At 57.1% G+C, this 16,847-nt stretch carries 9 protein-coding genes; all 9 read left to right on the top strand.

Features of this window, described 5'->3' with window-relative positions; translation table 11 throughout:
• Positions 1-47: 47 nt before the first annotated feature.
• Positions 48-941, top strand: coding sequence for a carbohydrate ABC transporter permease (locus FHS19_RS24695; protein WP_183584422.1), 894 nt, complete (start codon positions 48-50; stop codon positions 939-941).
• A gap of 13 nt (positions 942-954) precedes the next feature.
• The gene (locus FHS19_RS24700; RefSeq protein WP_183584423.1) at positions 955-1,773 is read left to right on the top strand and encodes a carbohydrate ABC transporter permease; all 819 of its coding nucleotides are present in this window, start codon (positions 955-957) and stop codon (positions 1,771-1,773) included.
• Positions 1,774-1,840: 67 nt separating this feature from the next.
• Entirely contained in the window at positions 1,841-4,597 is a 2,757-nt protein-coding gene (locus tag FHS19_RS24705) for an alpha-mannosidase (protein WP_183584424.1), read from the top strand.
• A gap of 30 nt (positions 4,598-4,627) precedes the next feature.
• Positions 4,628-5,839: an enolase C-terminal domain-like protein gene (locus FHS19_RS24710; protein ID WP_183584425.1), complete on the top strand. Its 1,212-nt coding sequence runs from the start codon at positions 4,628-4,630 to the stop codon at positions 5,837-5,839.
• 23 nt (positions 5,840-5,862) lie between these two features.
• A complete protein-coding gene (locus FHS19_RS24715; RefSeq protein ID WP_246426788.1) occupies positions 5,863-6,726 on the top strand; it encodes an NAD-dependent epimerase/dehydratase family protein in 864 nt (287 codons plus the stop codon).
• A 205-nt stretch (positions 6,727-6,931) separates the two neighbouring features.
• On the top strand, positions 6,932-11,341 hold the full coding sequence (locus FHS19_RS24720; RefSeq protein ID WP_312887324.1) for a glycosyl hydrolase family 28-related protein: 4,410 nt from the start codon (positions 6,932-6,934) through the stop codon (positions 11,339-11,341).
• Between the two features lie 467 nt (positions 11,342-11,808).
• The gene (locus FHS19_RS24725; protein ID WP_183584426.1) at positions 11,809-12,927 is read left to right on the top strand and encodes an ABC transporter ATP-binding protein; all 1,119 of its coding nucleotides are present in this window, start codon (positions 11,809-11,811) and stop codon (positions 12,925-12,927) included.
• Positions 12,924-15,878 carry an extracellular solute-binding protein gene (locus FHS19_RS24730; protein ID WP_183584427.1) on the top strand — a complete coding sequence of 985 codons (2,955 nt, stop codon included), beginning with the start codon at positions 12,924-12,926 and terminating at the stop codon, positions 15,876-15,878. Before FHS19_RS24725 ends, FHS19_RS24730 begins: the two co-directional genes overlap by 4 nt.
• Positions 15,875-16,846 carry a carbohydrate ABC transporter permease gene (locus tag FHS19_RS24735; RefSeq protein WP_312887325.1) on the top strand — a complete coding sequence of 324 codons (972 nt, stop codon included), beginning with the start codon at positions 15,875-15,877 and terminating at the stop codon, positions 16,844-16,846. The genes FHS19_RS24730 and FHS19_RS24735 overlap by 4 nt, the downstream gene beginning before the upstream one ends.
• Position 16,847: the final 1 nt, after the last annotated feature.

Below are 16,847 nucleotides of genomic sequence, written 5' to 3' on the forward strand. Positions count from 1 at the left end.
GTTCCTTTCCGCCGCTTTGCTTAATCCAAATCCAAAGGTGATGGAAGATGATAACAACTAGAAATAAATGGGTACCGTATCTATTTTTACTGCCGGGTGTTCTCCTGTTTCTCGCCGTTGGCGTCTATTCGGTCGGCTTCTCGATTATGCTCAGTTTTTACAACTGGTCGGGGATCGACTTTTCGACGGCCCGCTTCGAGGGCCTTGCTAACTTCAGGCAGTTTCTCCTCGGGGATGACCCGATCGTGACACAGAACTTTTACAACTCACTGCTGCATAACGTCCTGATCGGTGCAGCCCAGGTCGTTATCGTCATTCCTATCGCGATCGTGCTGGCGTTCGTCCTGCAGAATACGAAGATGGCGTCGCTGTACCGCACGGTGTACTTCCTGCCGATGATCGCATCGGGTGTGGCGATTTTTTACGTGTGGAAAGGACTGTTTGAGCCTACCGGCGCCTTTAACTCCCTGTTTCATGCGATCGGACTCGACTTTCTGACCGTACCCGGGGGGATGCTGGGAAGCTCGTCCACGTCACTGATCGGAATCATTATTACCTCGATATGGGGCGGCCTTCCGGGCACGCTGATTCTGTATTATGCCGGATTAACCTCGATCGATCCCACCTTGTACGAGGCCGCGGACGTCGACGGAGCCAGCAAGCTGACGATGATCACAAAAATCACATGGCCGCTTCTAAAGCCGATTACGCTGATTGCGGTCATCCAAATGGTCAACGGTGCGTTCCAGGCGTTCGAGAACGTGTTCATCATGACCGGAGGCGGACCCTCGGGCAGCTCGGAGGTCATCGGGACGCTCGTGTACCGGACAGCGTTCCTGAATAACGATTACGGGCTGGCCAGCGCGATCGGATGGGTATCCTTCCTGATTACCGGAGCCATTGCCATGTTCAGTATCCGTTCATTCAAAGTCGACATTTAGAGGAGGACCCGAGATGGTCAAGACTATCAAGCACATCATTCTGGTTTTATACGGGCTGACCTGCGTGTATCCTTTCTTGTGGATGATCGGCACCTCTTTGAAAACATCCCAGGATGCACTGGCCAATCCGCAGTCACCCATCCCCAAAGGGGCGCCTGAGTGGTCCACGTTTGCAGAAGTTTGGAACAAGCTGAACTTTTACCGCTTTTTCGTCAACAGCGTGGTCGTCAGCATCATCGTCATCATTGGGGTCGTTCTGATTTATACGATGATGGCGTATTCGTTCGCCAAGTTCAGATTTAAAGGCAAAAAGTTCGTGTACTACACGTTCATCGCGCTGCTTCTCGTTCCGGGCGTGACGACGCTCATTCCGCTGTACATCAACATGACAAATCTCGGCCTGCAGAACACGTACGTCGGCATGATCCTGCCGATGATCAACGGGGCTGCGCCGTTTGCCATCTTCCTGTTTACGAGCTATTTCCGGACCATCTCGCATGAGCTGTACGAGTGCGCGGTTCTGGACGGCTGCGGCAACTTCAAGATTTACTGGCGTATCTATCTGCCGCTGGCCCTGCCGGCCATCGGAACGATCGCCATCCTGAACTTTATTGGAAGCTGGAACAACATTCTGTGGCCGATGATTATCGTCGACAAGCAGGAGATGTTCACGCTGCCGATGGGGCTGATGTATCTGGATTCCTCATCGTTTAAAAAATGGAACGAGCTGATGGCCGGAGCGCTCATTACCGTCATACCGATCCTGATCGCGTTTCCGTTTATGCAAAAGATGTACGTTAAAGGCATGACTGTCGGTTCGGTCAAAATGTAAGACGCATCATTCAGGCCGTACCATCTCGATTGCGCACAAGAAAACATACAAGAATGGGATGAAAGAGATGACCATAAAAACAGCGCATATTATTGCGCATTCGCATTGGGATAGAGAGTGGTATTTGCCATACGAAAAACACCGGCTGAAGCTGGTCCGCCTGATGGAGGATTTGATCGAGGCTTTCGAGCGGGACCCGGAATTCGCCAGCTTCCATTTGGACGGCCAATATATCGTCCTGGAGGATTATTTGCAAATGATGCCGCACCGGGCGGAGCAAGTGCGTTCGCTGGTCGAACAGGGGAAACTGATCGTCGGTCCCTGGTACATTCTGCAGGACGAATTCCTGGTCAGCAGCGAAGCGAACGCGCGCAATCTGCTGATCGGGATCCTCGCTTCGAAAAAGATGGGGGGATACGCGGAAATCGGCTATTTTCCCGACTCCTTCGGCAATATGGGGCAGGCGCCCCAGCTCATTCGCCAGGCGGGCATCGATGTAGCCGTATACGGGCGCGGCGTCAAGCCGGTGGGATTCAACAACGAGGTCCAGTCCGGTAATGAACATACGTCGAAATACTCCGAGATGTACTGGGAATCTCCCGACGGCTCCAGGGTTCTGGCGATCCTGTTCGCCAACTGGTACAACAACGGGATGGAGATTCCGACGGACCCTGAAGCCGCGAAGGTGTATTGGGCGGAAAAGCTTGCGGCCGCCGAGGCGTTCGCCTCGGGAGCGGAGCTGCTCTTCATGAACGGCTGCGACCATCAGCCGCTGCAGAAGGATCTGTCCAGGGCGCTGCATACCGCCGGCGAGATGGTGCCGAACGTGGAGTTCCGTCATTCCAGCTTCCCTGAGTATATTAAAGCGCTTCGTCAAGCGAACCCGGATGACCTTGATGTCGTGCGCGGCGAGCTTCGAAGCCAGTGGACGGACGGCTGGATCACGCTCGTCAATACCGCATCGGCCCGGGTATACATCAAACAGCAAAACGTGCGGAGCCAGACCTTGCTGGAGAAGGTAGCCGAGCCGCTGGCCGTCATGGCCCATTTGACCGGCACGGCCTATCCGCAGCACGAACTGCTGTATGCGTGGAAGACGCTGCTACAAAACCATCCGCATGACAGCATCTGCGGCTGCAGCGTTGACGAGGTGCACCGCGAGATGATGACGCGCTTCGCCAAATCGCAGCAGGTGGCGGAGTCGATCGCTGCGGACAGCGCCGCGGCGGTAGCGGGTGCCGTGGACACCTCCGGCTTTGACCCGGAATCGGCGCGGCCGTTTGTCGTCTTTAACACGTCGGGCCATTCCCGTTCCGGCGCGGTTCGCATGACAGTGGACGTGGAGCGCCGCTATTTCGATCATCAGGCTCCGCACGAGAAATACGAAGCGTTCAAAGAAGAGTACCAGGCCTTTGATCCGGAGGAATGGATCGTGACAGACGAAGGAGGCAAGCCGGTTGAGGCTAACATCGAGCCGATCGGTCCGGTGTTCGGCTACGACCTCCCGGATGACCGGTTCCGTCAGCCTTATTGGGCTTTTCAGGTGGATGTGGAGCTCTACGTCAAGGATGTTCCGGGAATCGGTTATCGGACCTACGCCCTTGTACGCAAGGATTCCCTATCCAAGGCCGAGTCCATTTCTCCTGATGCAGACGGCTTGACCGCAGGCGGCAACGCGATGGAGAACCGTTATCTTCGGGTGGAGATTGCGGAAGACGGCTCGTTTACGCTGTCCGATAAAGTAAATGGCCGGAAGTATGAGGGGCTCGGGATTTACGAGGATACGGGCGACATCGGAAACGAGTACATGTACCGGCAGCCGGATGCAGAAGCACCGCTGACGACGGAAGGCCTTTCGGCGGATATTCAGCTGGTGAAGCATACGCCGCTGGCCGCCGTATACCGGATCGAGCGCGTCTGGAACCTGCCGCTTGGAGCGGATACACTGCTGGACGAAGAAATTCGTTCCATGGTTCCTTTCCGGTACCGGAAATCCCGCCGCGTCAGCGAGACAGCCGGGGTGAAGATCGTCACCGAGCTCACCCTGGGCAAGGACAGCCGCTCCGTCGGTATCCGGAGTATGATCGACAACACGGTGAAGGACCACCGCATCCGCATGCTGTTCAAGAGCGGACTGCAAACGGGCCATGTCATGGCGGATTCCATCTATGAAGTGGCGCGGCGCCCAATTCAGCCTGAAGCCGCGTGGAGCAATCCGAGCAACGCCCAGCATCAGAACGCGTTCATCAGCTTGAGCGACGGCCAAGCGGGCCTTACCGTTGCGAATCAGGGACTGAACGAATACGAAGTGCTTCCGGCGCATAACACGATGGCGGTCACGCTCGTGCGCGGCGTCAGAGAGCTTGGGGATTGGGGCGTATTCGCTACACCCGAAGCGCAGTGCCTGGGAACCCATGTCCTGGACATGGAGCTGATTTCCCATGATGCCGATGTGGTTGAATCGGGCGCATTTATCGAGGCCTATCAATTCCCGGTTCCATGGACGGTTCGGCAGACGGGCGTTCACGGCGGGAAGCTGCCGGCAAATCATGCGTTTCTCGAGTGGGAAGGCGATCGCCTTGCCTTCAGCGCACTCAAGCTGGGCGAGGAGAACGAAGATCTGATGTTCCGGGTATTTAACGTTTCATCGGCTGCGCCGTCTACTCTGTCGGTCGCGCCTTCATTCCAGGTGAACGGCGTATATGAGAGCACCATCATTGAACAGCGCGGGAAAGAGATGGGAAGAAACGGGCAAAGCCGATATACGGCGGAGCTGGGACCGGCAAAAATTCTGACGGTCGGCATTCATCCGGCTCTTCGTTAATATAGTCCATTTGGGGGAGGGGAAAGCGGTATGGCCAAAATCACGGCAGTACGCTGCATTCGAACGAGACATGATGGAAGCTGGGTCATCGTCAAAGTCATGACGGACCAGGACGGGTTATACGGCATCGGCTCAGCCAGCGATATCTACCAGCCGGGAGCCGTGGTCAGTGTCATTGAGGAATTGCTGGCACCGTTGCTCATCGGACGGGACGCCGTTCAGATCGAGGATCTGTGGCAGACGATGTATACGAGCGGTTATTGGCGCAACGGCTCTACGCTTCATACCGCCATGGGCGGTATCGACATGGCGCTATGGGACATTAAGGGGAAGGAAGCAGGGATGCCTGTGTACCAGCTTCTGGGCGGCGCGGTCCGTTCGGCCGTTCCATGTTATGCGCATGCCAACGGTGCCACTTACGAGCAGCTGGAGGAAGAGGTGCATGCCTACCAAGAGCAGGGCTTCGGCGTGGTCCGCTGCCAGCTCGGGGGCTATGGCGGAGGCGGATTCGTCGCTCCGCAGGGCACATCGAAATTCCCTCCTGCCAGCGTGTTCGATGAAGCCAGCTACATCACGGCGATCCCCGACATGTTCGAGAAGCTGCGCGTGCGGTTTGGCATGAACCTGGGCTTTACGCATGACGTTCACGAACACCTGACGCCTTCCGGCGCCGTCAGCTTATCGAGATCGCTCGATCCGTACCGCCTGTTCTTCGTGGAAGACTTGCTGCAATCGGAGCATACGGGATGGTACCGGCGGGTCAAAGAAACGAGCACCACGCCGCAGGCCGTCGGCGAATTGTTTGTTCACCCGCAGGAATGGCTGCCGCTGGTACAGGAGCGCTTGATCGACTTTGTCCGGATGCGCGTCTCCAAGGCCGGCGGCATCACCCCATGCCGCAAGATCGCCGCCGTCTGCGAAGCATTCGGCGTCCGCACGGCGTGGCAGGAAGGCGGGGAGAACGACCCGGTCAACCAAATCGCGGCCGCGCATCTGGACATGGCGATCATGAGCTTCGGTGTACAGGAGATCAACCATTTCCGCAGCGAGGAGAAGGAGGCCTTCCCGGGCCACGCGGTTTTGGAGCACGGACATTTGAAGCTGAACGATAAACCGGGGCTCGGCATCGATATTGACGAGTATAAGGCGGCAGCCCTGGTAAAGGATCAAGGTTCACTGACAGCATACCATCACCCATACAAGCTGGACCGCAAGCCGGATGGAACACTGCTTCGTCCGTAAGGCCCGGCCGGAAGGAGGAAAAGATGATGAAACAAATCGTCGTGACCGGCTCGGAAGGAAAACTGGGCCACTACGTAGTTCAAGAGCTTAACCATGCAGGCTACAGGGTTATCGGAACGGATGCCCGTCCAGCAAGCGGTAGAAACCGTTATGCCCGTTATGTCCAGGGGGATTTGACCCAGCTTGGCGAGGTGTACGGGATTTTGGCCGAATCGGATGCGGTCGTTCACCTGGCCGCTGTGCCGAATCCCATCAATTTTTCGCCGGAGCGGATCTTCGCCAACAATGTCATGGCGACATATAACATCCTGGAGGCCGCTTCAAAGCTCGGCATTCAGCGCGTCGTATTCGGATCCAGCGAATCGGCCTATGGGTTCTGCTGGGCGAAGCATCCCTTTCCGCCGCATACGCTCCCTGTTGACGAGGAGCATGTGCTGCTCCCGCAGGAGAGCTACGGGCTGTCCAAGCAGGTGAACGAACAGACGGGCGACATGTTTGCCCGGCGTACGGGCATGGAGATCTATGCCCTCCGCTTCTCCTTGATACTGGCGCCGAATGAATATGATCGGGAGATCGCCGCTTTCGGCGACACCGCCAGACATCACCGCATTCTATGGAGCTACGTCGACGCACGCGACGCCGCTTCCGCCTGCCGGCTTGCGCTGGAAGCAGCCGGGCATGGCCGGGCGGAGGCCTGCCGCCTGAACATCACATCCAGCGACTTGCTGAGCGATGCAAGCGTCAGCGAGCTGGCAGCCAAGTATTATCCGCAGGTGCCTTTTCCAGGCAAGGACCCAGATAAGTTGACGGCGCTCGTGTCCAACGCCCGGGCGAAGTCGGTCCTGAACTGGGAGCCTGCTCATTCCTGGAGGAACGCCGGCCGTTAAGGCCGGTTTCCCTTCAGGTTTCATAGATGAAGCAAGCCGCCTGCGGGAAAGGGGGAGGTGCCGCTAAATTGGACACGGGACAAGGCGGGTAGTTGTCGATGGTTTTTTGCTGCAAATTGAAAGCGAATACAATCATGATCCCGCAGCGAAGCAGCGTTGCTTTCGTGCAGCTTGATTCAACAAATCAAGCATGGGAGGAATAATCGTGAGCAATCGATTGAGCTTTAGGCGCTTTATCGCGCAAATGACCGTCATCGTGATGGTCGTCTCCTTATTCTGGATGGCCCCGGCTCCGCTAAGAGCCGCCGCCGATGACGATGATGCGGGGGGCGGCAGCCAGCTTCCGCCATCCGCCCCGGTAACGGTCACCGATTCCGTGTACATTACGCTCGGAGATACGCCGGAGGGACAAGGCATGACTGCCCGTCCGGGGGACGGTCCGGAAGAAAACCTGCTGGTTGGCGACATGGACGGTAAAACGTACTGGAAGACCAACCAAGCGGTAAATCCGGATGATCCGGCACAGAACATCCTCTACTTTTATTTCAATGTAGATGACGACTTCGTCGGCGATCTTAGCCATCAGGACGTTTTGGTAACGGCCGAATATTATGACCAAGGCCATGGGGACATGGTCCTTCAATATGATTCCAAGTCATCCCCATTTAAGGACGCTCCCCTGTTTTCTTACGGAGATTCGGGAACCTGGAAGACGCATACCTTCAAGCTGAGCGACGCGCGCTTTGAGAACGGCGCGAACGGTTCGGATTTCCGGATCGGCGTTACCGGCGGCGGGGCACAATCGCCGAATCCCGAGCTGTATTTGGCGAAGGTGACCGTGACGAAGCAGCCACGTGAGTCGTTGGATCCCCCCGAAACCAAGGTCTATGATACGGCATATCCGACGGACGATATCGTCATCGCCGACCGCAGCGTGAAGGATTATGGGGCCAAAGGGGATGGAAGCACGGATGACACCCTTGCTTTCCAGGAGGCGCTGGCGGATGCCGGAAGCCAAGGTGGAGGTGTCGTATTCGTGCCTTCAGGCACGTACCGGCTGACAAGTGAGCTCGTCGTTCCGACGGGAGTCACGCTCCGCGGCGATTGGGCGAATCCCGAAGCGCAGGGCGGTAAGGTCCTGGGCACCATTCTTGCCGTCTACGCCGGCAAGGGACAGGAGTCGGGCACGAGCTTCATCAAGCTGCAGCCTTCCAGCGGCGTGACGAACCTGTCGATCTGGTATCCGGAACAAAACGCGTCCGATCCGTTCCCCTATCCATGGACGATCGAACAGCTTCCCGGCGACAGTGCGACCGTCAAGAACGTCACGCTGGTCAACGCCTACCAGGGGATCAAAATCGGACCGGACTGGAACGAACTGCATTACGTCAAAAATCTCTACGGTACCACGCTGAAGACGGGCATTTTCCTCGATTATACGACGGATATCGGACGGCTGGAGGGGATTCATTTGTCCCCGGATCTCTGGTCCGGATCGGGCCTCACAGGATCACCCGAACGCGGCGAACTGCATGATTACATGACGAGTCACGCCGAGGGCATTGTGATGGGCCGCTCCGACTGGGAATACATGTCGGACATCCATATTTCCGGATATGAGACGGGCATGCGGATGACGACAAGAACCGGCAGTCTTGAATCGGCCAATGCGCAGCTGTACAAGATTCAGGTCGAGGATTGCCATGTCGCGCTCAAAATCGAGGGCGTCAACAATTACGGCCTGCTGATTACAGACAGCCGGTTTGAAGCGGGGGCCGGGGACCATCCGGTTGCCATTTACGCGACGCAGGGCTTCAATTCCATTGTTCAGTTTAACGGCGTTACGGTAGGCGGGCATCCCGATCAGGCGGTTCTGAACGAGGGCAGCGGCACTTTATCCTTCGAAAACAGTACGTTCGCAAACTGGGGGGACGGCAGCGGAGATTATGCGATCGTCGCCCGCGGCGGATCGCTGATTCTGGGGGCTTCCAGCTTCGCCAAGCCCGATCGCCATCTCCTGCTTGAAGGGAATGTCGGAACGATCAACTCCATTAACTCGGGATATGACGGCAAGCTGTCCGTGACCAATAACAGCACATCAACGGACCTGAATATCCGCCAAGACGATAAATATGTCCTGGACAGCCTTCCTGAGGTGTCTACCGTGGATATCGCCGTACGTCCCAAGCCGGCGACGGGCGCATTGTTTAATGTGGTGAATGCTCCGTACTCCGCTGATCCGACCGGGAACGAGGATGCCTCCCAGGCGATCCAGCAGGCTCTAAGCGATGCCGGGAACGCTGGCGGCGGCACGGTGTATATGCCGGCCGGGATCTACCGGGTCGGGCAGCCGCTCGTCGTGCCGACAGGCGTAGAATTGCGCGGCAACTTTGATGTTCCGCATCATACGATAGGCGGCGGCACCGTCATGTTTACGAACTACGGGGAAAATGAACCGGACGCCCCGGCGTTGATCCAATTGAAAGCGTCGGCGGGCCTTCGCGGAATATCCGTATATTACGACCATCAAACATGGACCGAAGCGAACCCGGTCAAGCCGTACCCATGGACCGTCCAAGGCCAGGGGAAGGACGTTTACCTGATCGATACGACGCTGGTCAATCCGTATCAGGCCGTCGATTTTGGAACCTACGATACGAGCGGGCATTACATCGATTACGTGGCCGGGTCCCCGCTGAAGGAAGGGATTTACCTGGGCGGCGGCGCGCAAGGCGGATACTTGCGGAACGTCCAATTCAATCCGCATTATTACGGGCGCAGCAATTACCCGAACCACCCTTCCACCGGGGCGGATTCCGACATGGTCTGGAATTACCAGAAGGACAACCTGGATGCTTTCCGCATCGGCAATGTCAAGCAGGAGACCATCTTTAATACGTTCGTCTTCGGTTCGAAGTTCGGCATCCATTTCGAAGGACAGGACGGGCAGGGCCCTGAAGCCGTCGTGATCGGCCACGGCACGGACGGAAGCAAAAAGGGAGCCGTGCTGGAAGGCGCGGACAAGGCGGGACTCCGGTTTATTAACACGGAGCTGGTCTCGATCAGCACGACTGACAAAGTCTATGTTGAGGTCGGCAAAGACTTTGGCTCCAAAGCGGTGTTTTTCAATTCTTCGATGTGGGGCGATACGAACCGTTCCTTCGACATCTTCGGGGGTACGGTGCGGATTCAGCAGGCCAACTTTACGAAAGTCGGCGACATCGGCATTAATGCCGTCGGCGGCGACATCGGACTGTACGATTCCTACTTCCAGCAGTCCCAAACGACTCATGTGTATGCCGGGCCGGGAATCGAAAAGATGGTCGTATCCAACAACCTGGCCAGCGGGGGACTTCAAATTCAGAACGATGCGCCGGGCAAAGTGTCGGGAAGCAATCTCTATCCTGTGACGCTGAAGTTAGAGAAGGCACCCTTCGACCCTTCACACCCGGAAGATACAGGAACGGTGCTGTCGATAACCAATGCGGCCGGAGACGGAACGCTGAAGGGACAAATCGAATGGGTCAGTCCCGGCATGTATAAGGAAACGCTGAAGCCGATCCGTTTTGAAGATCTTAAACAAGGAGAAACCCGGAGCGTTGCCATCCCTTACTTGTCGGCCGATTCCCTGAAGTTCAGGGTTGCGCTGGACAACGGCGACCGTTATGAAACCTCGGTCAAGCTGTCCCAGTCCTTCGCTTCGCGAAGTGATGCCCCGGAACATACGCCATCCATTGAGGTGTCCGGGCCGGAGCATTACTACAGCGTTGGCGGAAGCTGGGGAGGCCCCGATGATCTCGGGCTCACCTCCAAGGTCACCTGGGATGATGCCCATGTATACGTCAACGTGGACGTCAAGGATAACGTCCACAGCCAGACGTTTACCAACGGCGATATATGGCAGGGCGACAGCCTGCAGGTCGGTATTGATCTGGCGAAGGAAGACGGCGCGGCCAGCCGCGAGGTGAACGAGCTCGGGTTTGCGCTGAACGAGGACGGCAGTGTGCAGAAATGGAGATGGCGTGCTCCGGATGGAATAACGCCCGGTCCGCTCGAGTCCGTCCAGGCGGTCGTTACCCGCGACGAAACGGCCAAGGTGACGCATTATGAGTTGACCCTTCCGTTTCAGGCGCTTCACAGCGCCGGGTACGATTTCCACGCCGATAAACCGATTGGGCTTGCGCTGCTCGTCAACGAAAATGACGGAGACGGCCGGTCCGGATTCATGGAGTATAACGGAGGCATCGGCACGAGCAAGGATGCCGGATTATTCGGCAATCTGTACCTCCTCCAGGACGATTACGTGAAGCTGCTGGAGAAATCCGCCCAAGCCAGCGTGAAGTCGGCCATGCAAAAGAAAGAGGTCAGCACCGTCGATGCCGCTGCCAATTTCGTGATTCTCCTGCCGGATAGTGGGCTGAAGACATCCTTGCAGGCTCGGCTCGCTGCCATTGGTTCGAAGCTTGGAACGGTTCCGGGCGGAGAGGGTCATCCTAGAGGACCGGGATCGAATGGAGGAGGGAATTCCGGTTTTGGCACTGGCTCTGGCATCGGCTCCGGTTTAGCAGGGAGCGGGACACCCGTCAGAGGCTCGAATCCGGACAGCATGCCTTGACGTGGGCTTTGGATCAAACGTCCAACCTGGCGAGCGTCCGCCTAGGCAGCACGGAGGCTAAGCAGGCATTCGGCGGAATCCAGGCAAAGACGGAATGAAGACGCCGGTCGTGCAGCTGAAGTGCGAAGCTGCTGCAAGGTGACGGCGCAAGTTCCATCCGAAAGAACCGATCGCGCGGGCGAAAACGGCGGTTCTGGTGTACCACTTGTATAATTTGCTGCCTTGGGGCAAGCCAGCATAACATGCCTGTGCAAAGCATCGCTTTCGAGCGATCGTGCACAGGCTTTTTTGCGTCCTTGCCGATTGCAGTGATACCAGCCTAAGGCAAATTCAGACCTGCCAGCAGCCCAAAACGAAGGACACGTTAAAAATGGACTGCAAACATTAATTCCGCCTCATTTTGACCCTATCTTGAATGCGCTACCATTGAGGTAGAAACGGCAGTTAGATAGCGTGAGGTGAGAACGGTGGGAAGCATCACATTTAATCATGTATTTAAACGGTACAAGGGCGAATCCCGCCCCGCCGTGAACGACTTCCATTTGTCCATTGATGAAGGGGAATTTCTTGTCCTGGTCGGCCCATCCGGCTGCGGCAAATCGACGACGCTGCGCATGCTGGCGGGGCTTGAGGAGATCAGCAGCGGCGAGCTGTATTTGGACGGCAGGTTTATCAACTACGTCTCCCCCAAGGATCGCGACATCGCGATGGTTTTTCAGAATTATGCCCTGTATCCCAATCTGTCCGTTTATGAAAATATCGCCCTTGGCCTCAAGCTCCGCAAGACGGCGAAGCATGAAATCGATGTGCGCGTTAAGCGGGTGGCGTCCATCCTGGAAATCGCCCATCTGCTGGACCGCAAGCCGAGTCAGCTGTCCGGCGGCCAGAAGCAGCGGGTCGCGCTCGGCAGGGCGATCGCCCGCGAGCCCCAGGTGTTTCTGATGGACGAACCGCTGTCCAATCTCGATGCCAAGCTGCGCGCGCAGACCCGGGCCGAGCTGATCAAGCTGCAGAGCGACCTGAAACGGACGACGGTATATGTCACCCACGACCAGGTGGAAGCCATGACGATGGGCACAAGGATCGTGGTGATGAAGGACGGGGTCATTCAGCAGGTGGCCGCGCCACGCAAGCTGTATGACGAACCGGCCAATGTTTTTGTCGCCGGATTCATCGGTTCGCCCCAAATGAACTTTTTGAACGGCACGATCGAGAAAAACGACGGAGACTTCTATTTTTCCAACAAACGGATGAGGCTGCTCCTGCCTGAGGCCTTAGGCGGAAATTTGGAGCGGGCCCCCAAAACCGTTCGCAGCGTCATCTTGGGCGTGCGGCCGGAACACGTCATCCTGAAGCGCGGCAGCACGGAGGAAGCCGGCTTCATTACCGGGCTTGTGCAAATGACGGAAGCTACCGGCGCGGATTGTTATGTTTACGTGCAAATCGGCTCCTATCAATTGATCGCCCGTACCGATCCTGAACAGATGTACGCTGCCGGAGACGTGGTCTCCGTAGGCATGCAGATGCACAAAATCCACGTTTTCGATGAAAGTACGGAGGAATCGGTGGGGAGAGGTGAGGCATGAAGAAACGCACCTTGCCCCGCTTCGCGCGCATTTCCCTGAGACTGCTGATCATTGCCGCACTTCTGTTCGGACTCGTCCGCTGGCTGTCGGCCGATGAGCCTGTGGTTTACTCCACCAGCGTCACCGCCGCCGACCTGCTTGATTTGGCAAGCAAGGAAGGCGAGCCCCCATACGCCCAGCTCATGAAGGGACAGGAAGGCGAATATGCCGTTGCGGGCGAGACGGCCATTCGGCTCGATCCGGTTCATTACAAGGCGGCATCGACCGATGCGGACCTGGCCAAGGAGACCGAGAGCGGACGAAGCATGCTGAGCTGGAGCAACGAATCCGGCTGGGTGGAGTGGACCTTTACGGTCCCCGAGGCCGGCTGGTATGAGCTCCATTTGGACTATAAGGCGCTGCCGGGCAGCGGCAGCTCCGTGATCCGCGGGGCCATGATCGACGGAAAGTACCCTTTCGCAGAATCGGAGCGCATCGAGCTGGAACGGATGTGGAAGGACGCGAAATATCCGTACGAAGTCAACGAAATCGGGATGCAGGTCCGTCCCCAGCAGACTGAGCTGCCGGAATGGACGGATAAGGCGGCAAGCGATTATTCGGCTTCTTCCCGGCCGCTTCTGTACCGGCTTGAGCCCGGCCAGCACACGCTGAGAATAACCGGAGAGAGGGGAGCGGTCGCGATCCGGGATATCTATTTCCAGACCCAGGAGCCGATCGCGGCCTATGCGGAATACGTCAAACAGCAGCCCTCCGTGAACGCCCAAGAGAGCTGGTTCAAGCAGACGGAGGCCGAGCAGTTCCAGCGCAAGTCGAGCCTGTCCATTCAGACGGACCGCTGGTCGGAGCCATACATTTCTCCGGACCCCAAGGGACGTATCACTTATAACGTGCTCGGAGGGAACCGCTGGAAGCAGCCGGGCGAGTGGGTGGAGTGGAGCTTTGAGGTTCCTGCCGACGGCTGGTACGTCATCGATCTGAAAAACTTCCAAAACTACAGATCCGGGTTCAAAGCCTATCGGACGATCGAAATCGATGGAAAGGTCCCGTTCGAGGAACTGCTTCATTACGGCCTGGCGTATCACAAGGAATTCGAAATCTCGGCGATATCGGATGCGGAAGGTAGGCCCTATCAATTTTATCTGAATAAAGGGACCCACACGATGCGAATGACGGCCGATTCAAGCACGATGCAGCCGATCCTGATCGCCCTGAAGGATACCCTTACGCAAATATCGGGTTTCGACCGCCATATCCGGCTCATCACCGGCAATTACAGCAAAAGCGCCTCGGATGCCAACCTGGATGCCAGCCGCACCTGGGACATGAATAAATACGATCCCAATGCGGGCAAAACGCTTCAATCCTTGATCGATCGCCTGAAGCTGATCCGGGACTACATTAACCGCGTTAATGAAGGCAGCTCCGACCTGTCGCAAGCGATCGCTTCAGCGGTGAGCATGCTGGAAGAGATGGCGGCCGACGTCAACAACGTTCCGAACAAGGTGAACGATTTCTCCACGATCCAGGCCAACATCGGCACATGGATGTCCACACTGACCCAGCAGCCGCTGATGCTCGATTATTTCGTGGTACGGACGCCGGACGCCAAAACCGGCCTCAAAGAGCCTACGGCGTTCTCCCGGATTCCGTATTCCATCGCCGATTTCGCCCGTTCCTTTACGATGGATTACGACCTGGACGGGGAGAAGAAGGACGGGGCGCTGGAAATCTGGGTCGGCCGCGGCCGCGATTACGTCGATGAGCTGCGGGAGCTGGTGAGCCAGGATTTCACGCCGAAAACGGGGATTCAGGTCAACATCAATCTCATGCCGAATCCCAACATGCTGATTCTGGGCAATGCCGCCGGCGACGTGCCCGACGTGGCGCTCGGGCTGGCAGAGGCCACACCGGCCGATTATGCGATGCGGGACGCCGTCCAGGATCTGTCCTCCTATCCGGGATTCGCCGATGTCATGAAACGGTTCATCCCGGGCGCATCAAGAGCTCTGACTTACAACGGCGGCACTTACGGCTTGCCGGAGGTGCAGAACTTCCAGCTGCTGTTTTACCGCTCGGATATTTTCGAGAGCCTGGGCTTGAAGGCGCCGGACACTTGGGATGACGTGTTTGACATCCTGCCGACGCTGCAGGAGAACGGCATGACGATGAATGTTCCGAAGGCGGATTTCGCCACTCTCTTTCTCGAAAATGGCGCATCGCCGTATACGCCTGACGGGCTGAAGTCCAGCCTGTTCAGTGATTCGGGGCAAAAGGCGTTCAAGCAGTGGACGCAGCTGTACACCAAATTCAACCTGCCGATCGACATACCGGCTTTCTTCCAGCATTTCCGCGACGGGGATATCCCGATCGGCATATCCGATTTCAACACGTACGTGCAGCTGCAGGTGGCTGCGCCTGAGATCACGGGGCACTGGAAAGTCGCGCCCCTGCCGGGGATCAAGCAGCCGGACGGTCAAGTGGCCCGCTGGTCGCCGCAAGGCCTGTCCACGGCCATGATCATGAAGAAGAGCGACAAAAAGGATGCGGCCTGGCAGTTTCTGAAATGGTGGACTTCCGTGGATGTCCAGTCGAGGTATGCCGGGGATATGGAGTCGTACTACGGCATCGAGTACCGTTGGAACACGGCCAATGTTGAGGCGATGAAGTCGCTGAGCTGGCCGTCCGAAGACCTGAAAGCGATCCGGGAACAGGCCCGCTGGGCGGCGAATCTGCCCAATGTTCCAGGGTACTACTTCCTGGCCCGTGAAATGGACTTCGCCTGGAACAAGACGGTATTTGACGGCGTGCCGGCGAGCGAATCGCTGGAAGAGGCCAGCCTGTCGCTGCAGCGGGAGATGGACCGCAGGCAGCGAAACTTCGGCATCGCGGGAGGAAACTTGCACGTGCCGCAGATTACCGAACCTTTTAACTGGGAGGAGGCTAAGCCGTGAAACCAGAAATTACGCCCGCTTTGCCCGCCGCGAAGCCGCCATCCCCGGTAGCGGTCAAGCTGAAACGGTTTGTGCTGGATTTGAAGAAGGATGCCTTCTGCTACGCGTTCCTGGCTCCTTTTCTCATCTGCTTTCTCGTCTTTATCGTCATTCCGGTCGTGATGGCCGCGACGCTCAGTTTCACGTCCTACGACGGATTCAGCAAGCTGCATTTTATCGGCTTTGACAACTTTATCGCGCTGTTTACGCAGGACATTATCTTTCTGACCAAGGCACTTCCGAACACGTTCGTGTTCGCGCTGATCGTCGGGCCGGGCGGATACCTGCTGTCTTTCCTGTTTGCCTGGCTCATTCATCAGCTGCCGATAAAGGTGCGCGATTATTACACGCTGGTGTTCTATGCGCCGTCGATGGCGGGCGGCGTGGCGCTGACGGTTGTCTGGATTGCCGCATTCAGCGGCGACCGCGTCGGCTATTTGAACAACTTCCTGCTGAATATGGGCTGGATCGATTCCCCGGTAACTTGGCTGCAGGATCCGAAGTACCTGCTGAACATCATGATTCTGGTATCCCTCTGGATGAGTTTCAGCGTAGGATTTCTGGCGATGCTGGCGGGTCTGCAGACGGTCAACCGGGAGCTGTATGAAGCTGGACGGATCGACGGCATATCGAACCGGCTGCAGGAAGTGTTCTACATTACCGTGCCGTCCATGAAACCGCAAATGCTGTTCAGCGCCGTCATGACGATCGTTTCGACCCTGAAAGCCGGCAGCATTTCAACCCAGCTGACCGGGATGGCGATTACCCCGCAGTATGCGGGGCACCTCATCATCAACCATGTCGACGATTACGCGTTCATCCGGTTCGAACTGGGCTATGCTTCAGCGGTGTCGGTCATTCTGCTGCTCCTCAGTTACTTCGTGATGAGGTTTGCCTACCGGATGTTTAACTCGAAGGAGGAACTGTAAG

Origin of the sequence: Paenibacillus rhizosphaerae, assembly GCF_014192015.1 — a bacterium.
GTDB lineage: Bacteria > Bacillota > Bacilli > Paenibacillales > Paenibacillaceae > Paenibacillus_AQ > Paenibacillus_AQ rhizosphaerae.

Coding starts and splice junctions, on each gene's coding strand:
- FHS19_RS24705 (WP_183584424.1), top strand. CDS start 1,841: ATGACCATAAAAACAGCGCATATTATTGCGCATTCGCATTGGGATAGA.
- FHS19_RS24715 (WP_246426788.1), top strand. CDS start 5,863: ATGATGAAACAAATCGTCGTGACCGGCTCGGAAGGAAAACTGGGCCAC.
- FHS19_RS24695 (WP_183584422.1), top strand. CDS start 48: ATGATAACAACTAGAAATAAATGGGTACCGTATCTATTTTTACTGCCG.
- FHS19_RS24710 (WP_183584425.1), top strand. CDS start 4,628: ATGGCCAAAATCACGGCAGTACGCTGCATTCGAACGAGACATGATGGA.
- FHS19_RS24700 (WP_183584423.1), top strand. CDS start 955: ATGGTCAAGACTATCAAGCACATCATTCTGGTTTTATACGGGCTGACC.
- FHS19_RS24730 (WP_183584427.1), top strand. CDS start 12,924: ATGAAGAAACGCACCTTGCCCCGCTTCGCGCGCATTTCCCTGAGACTG.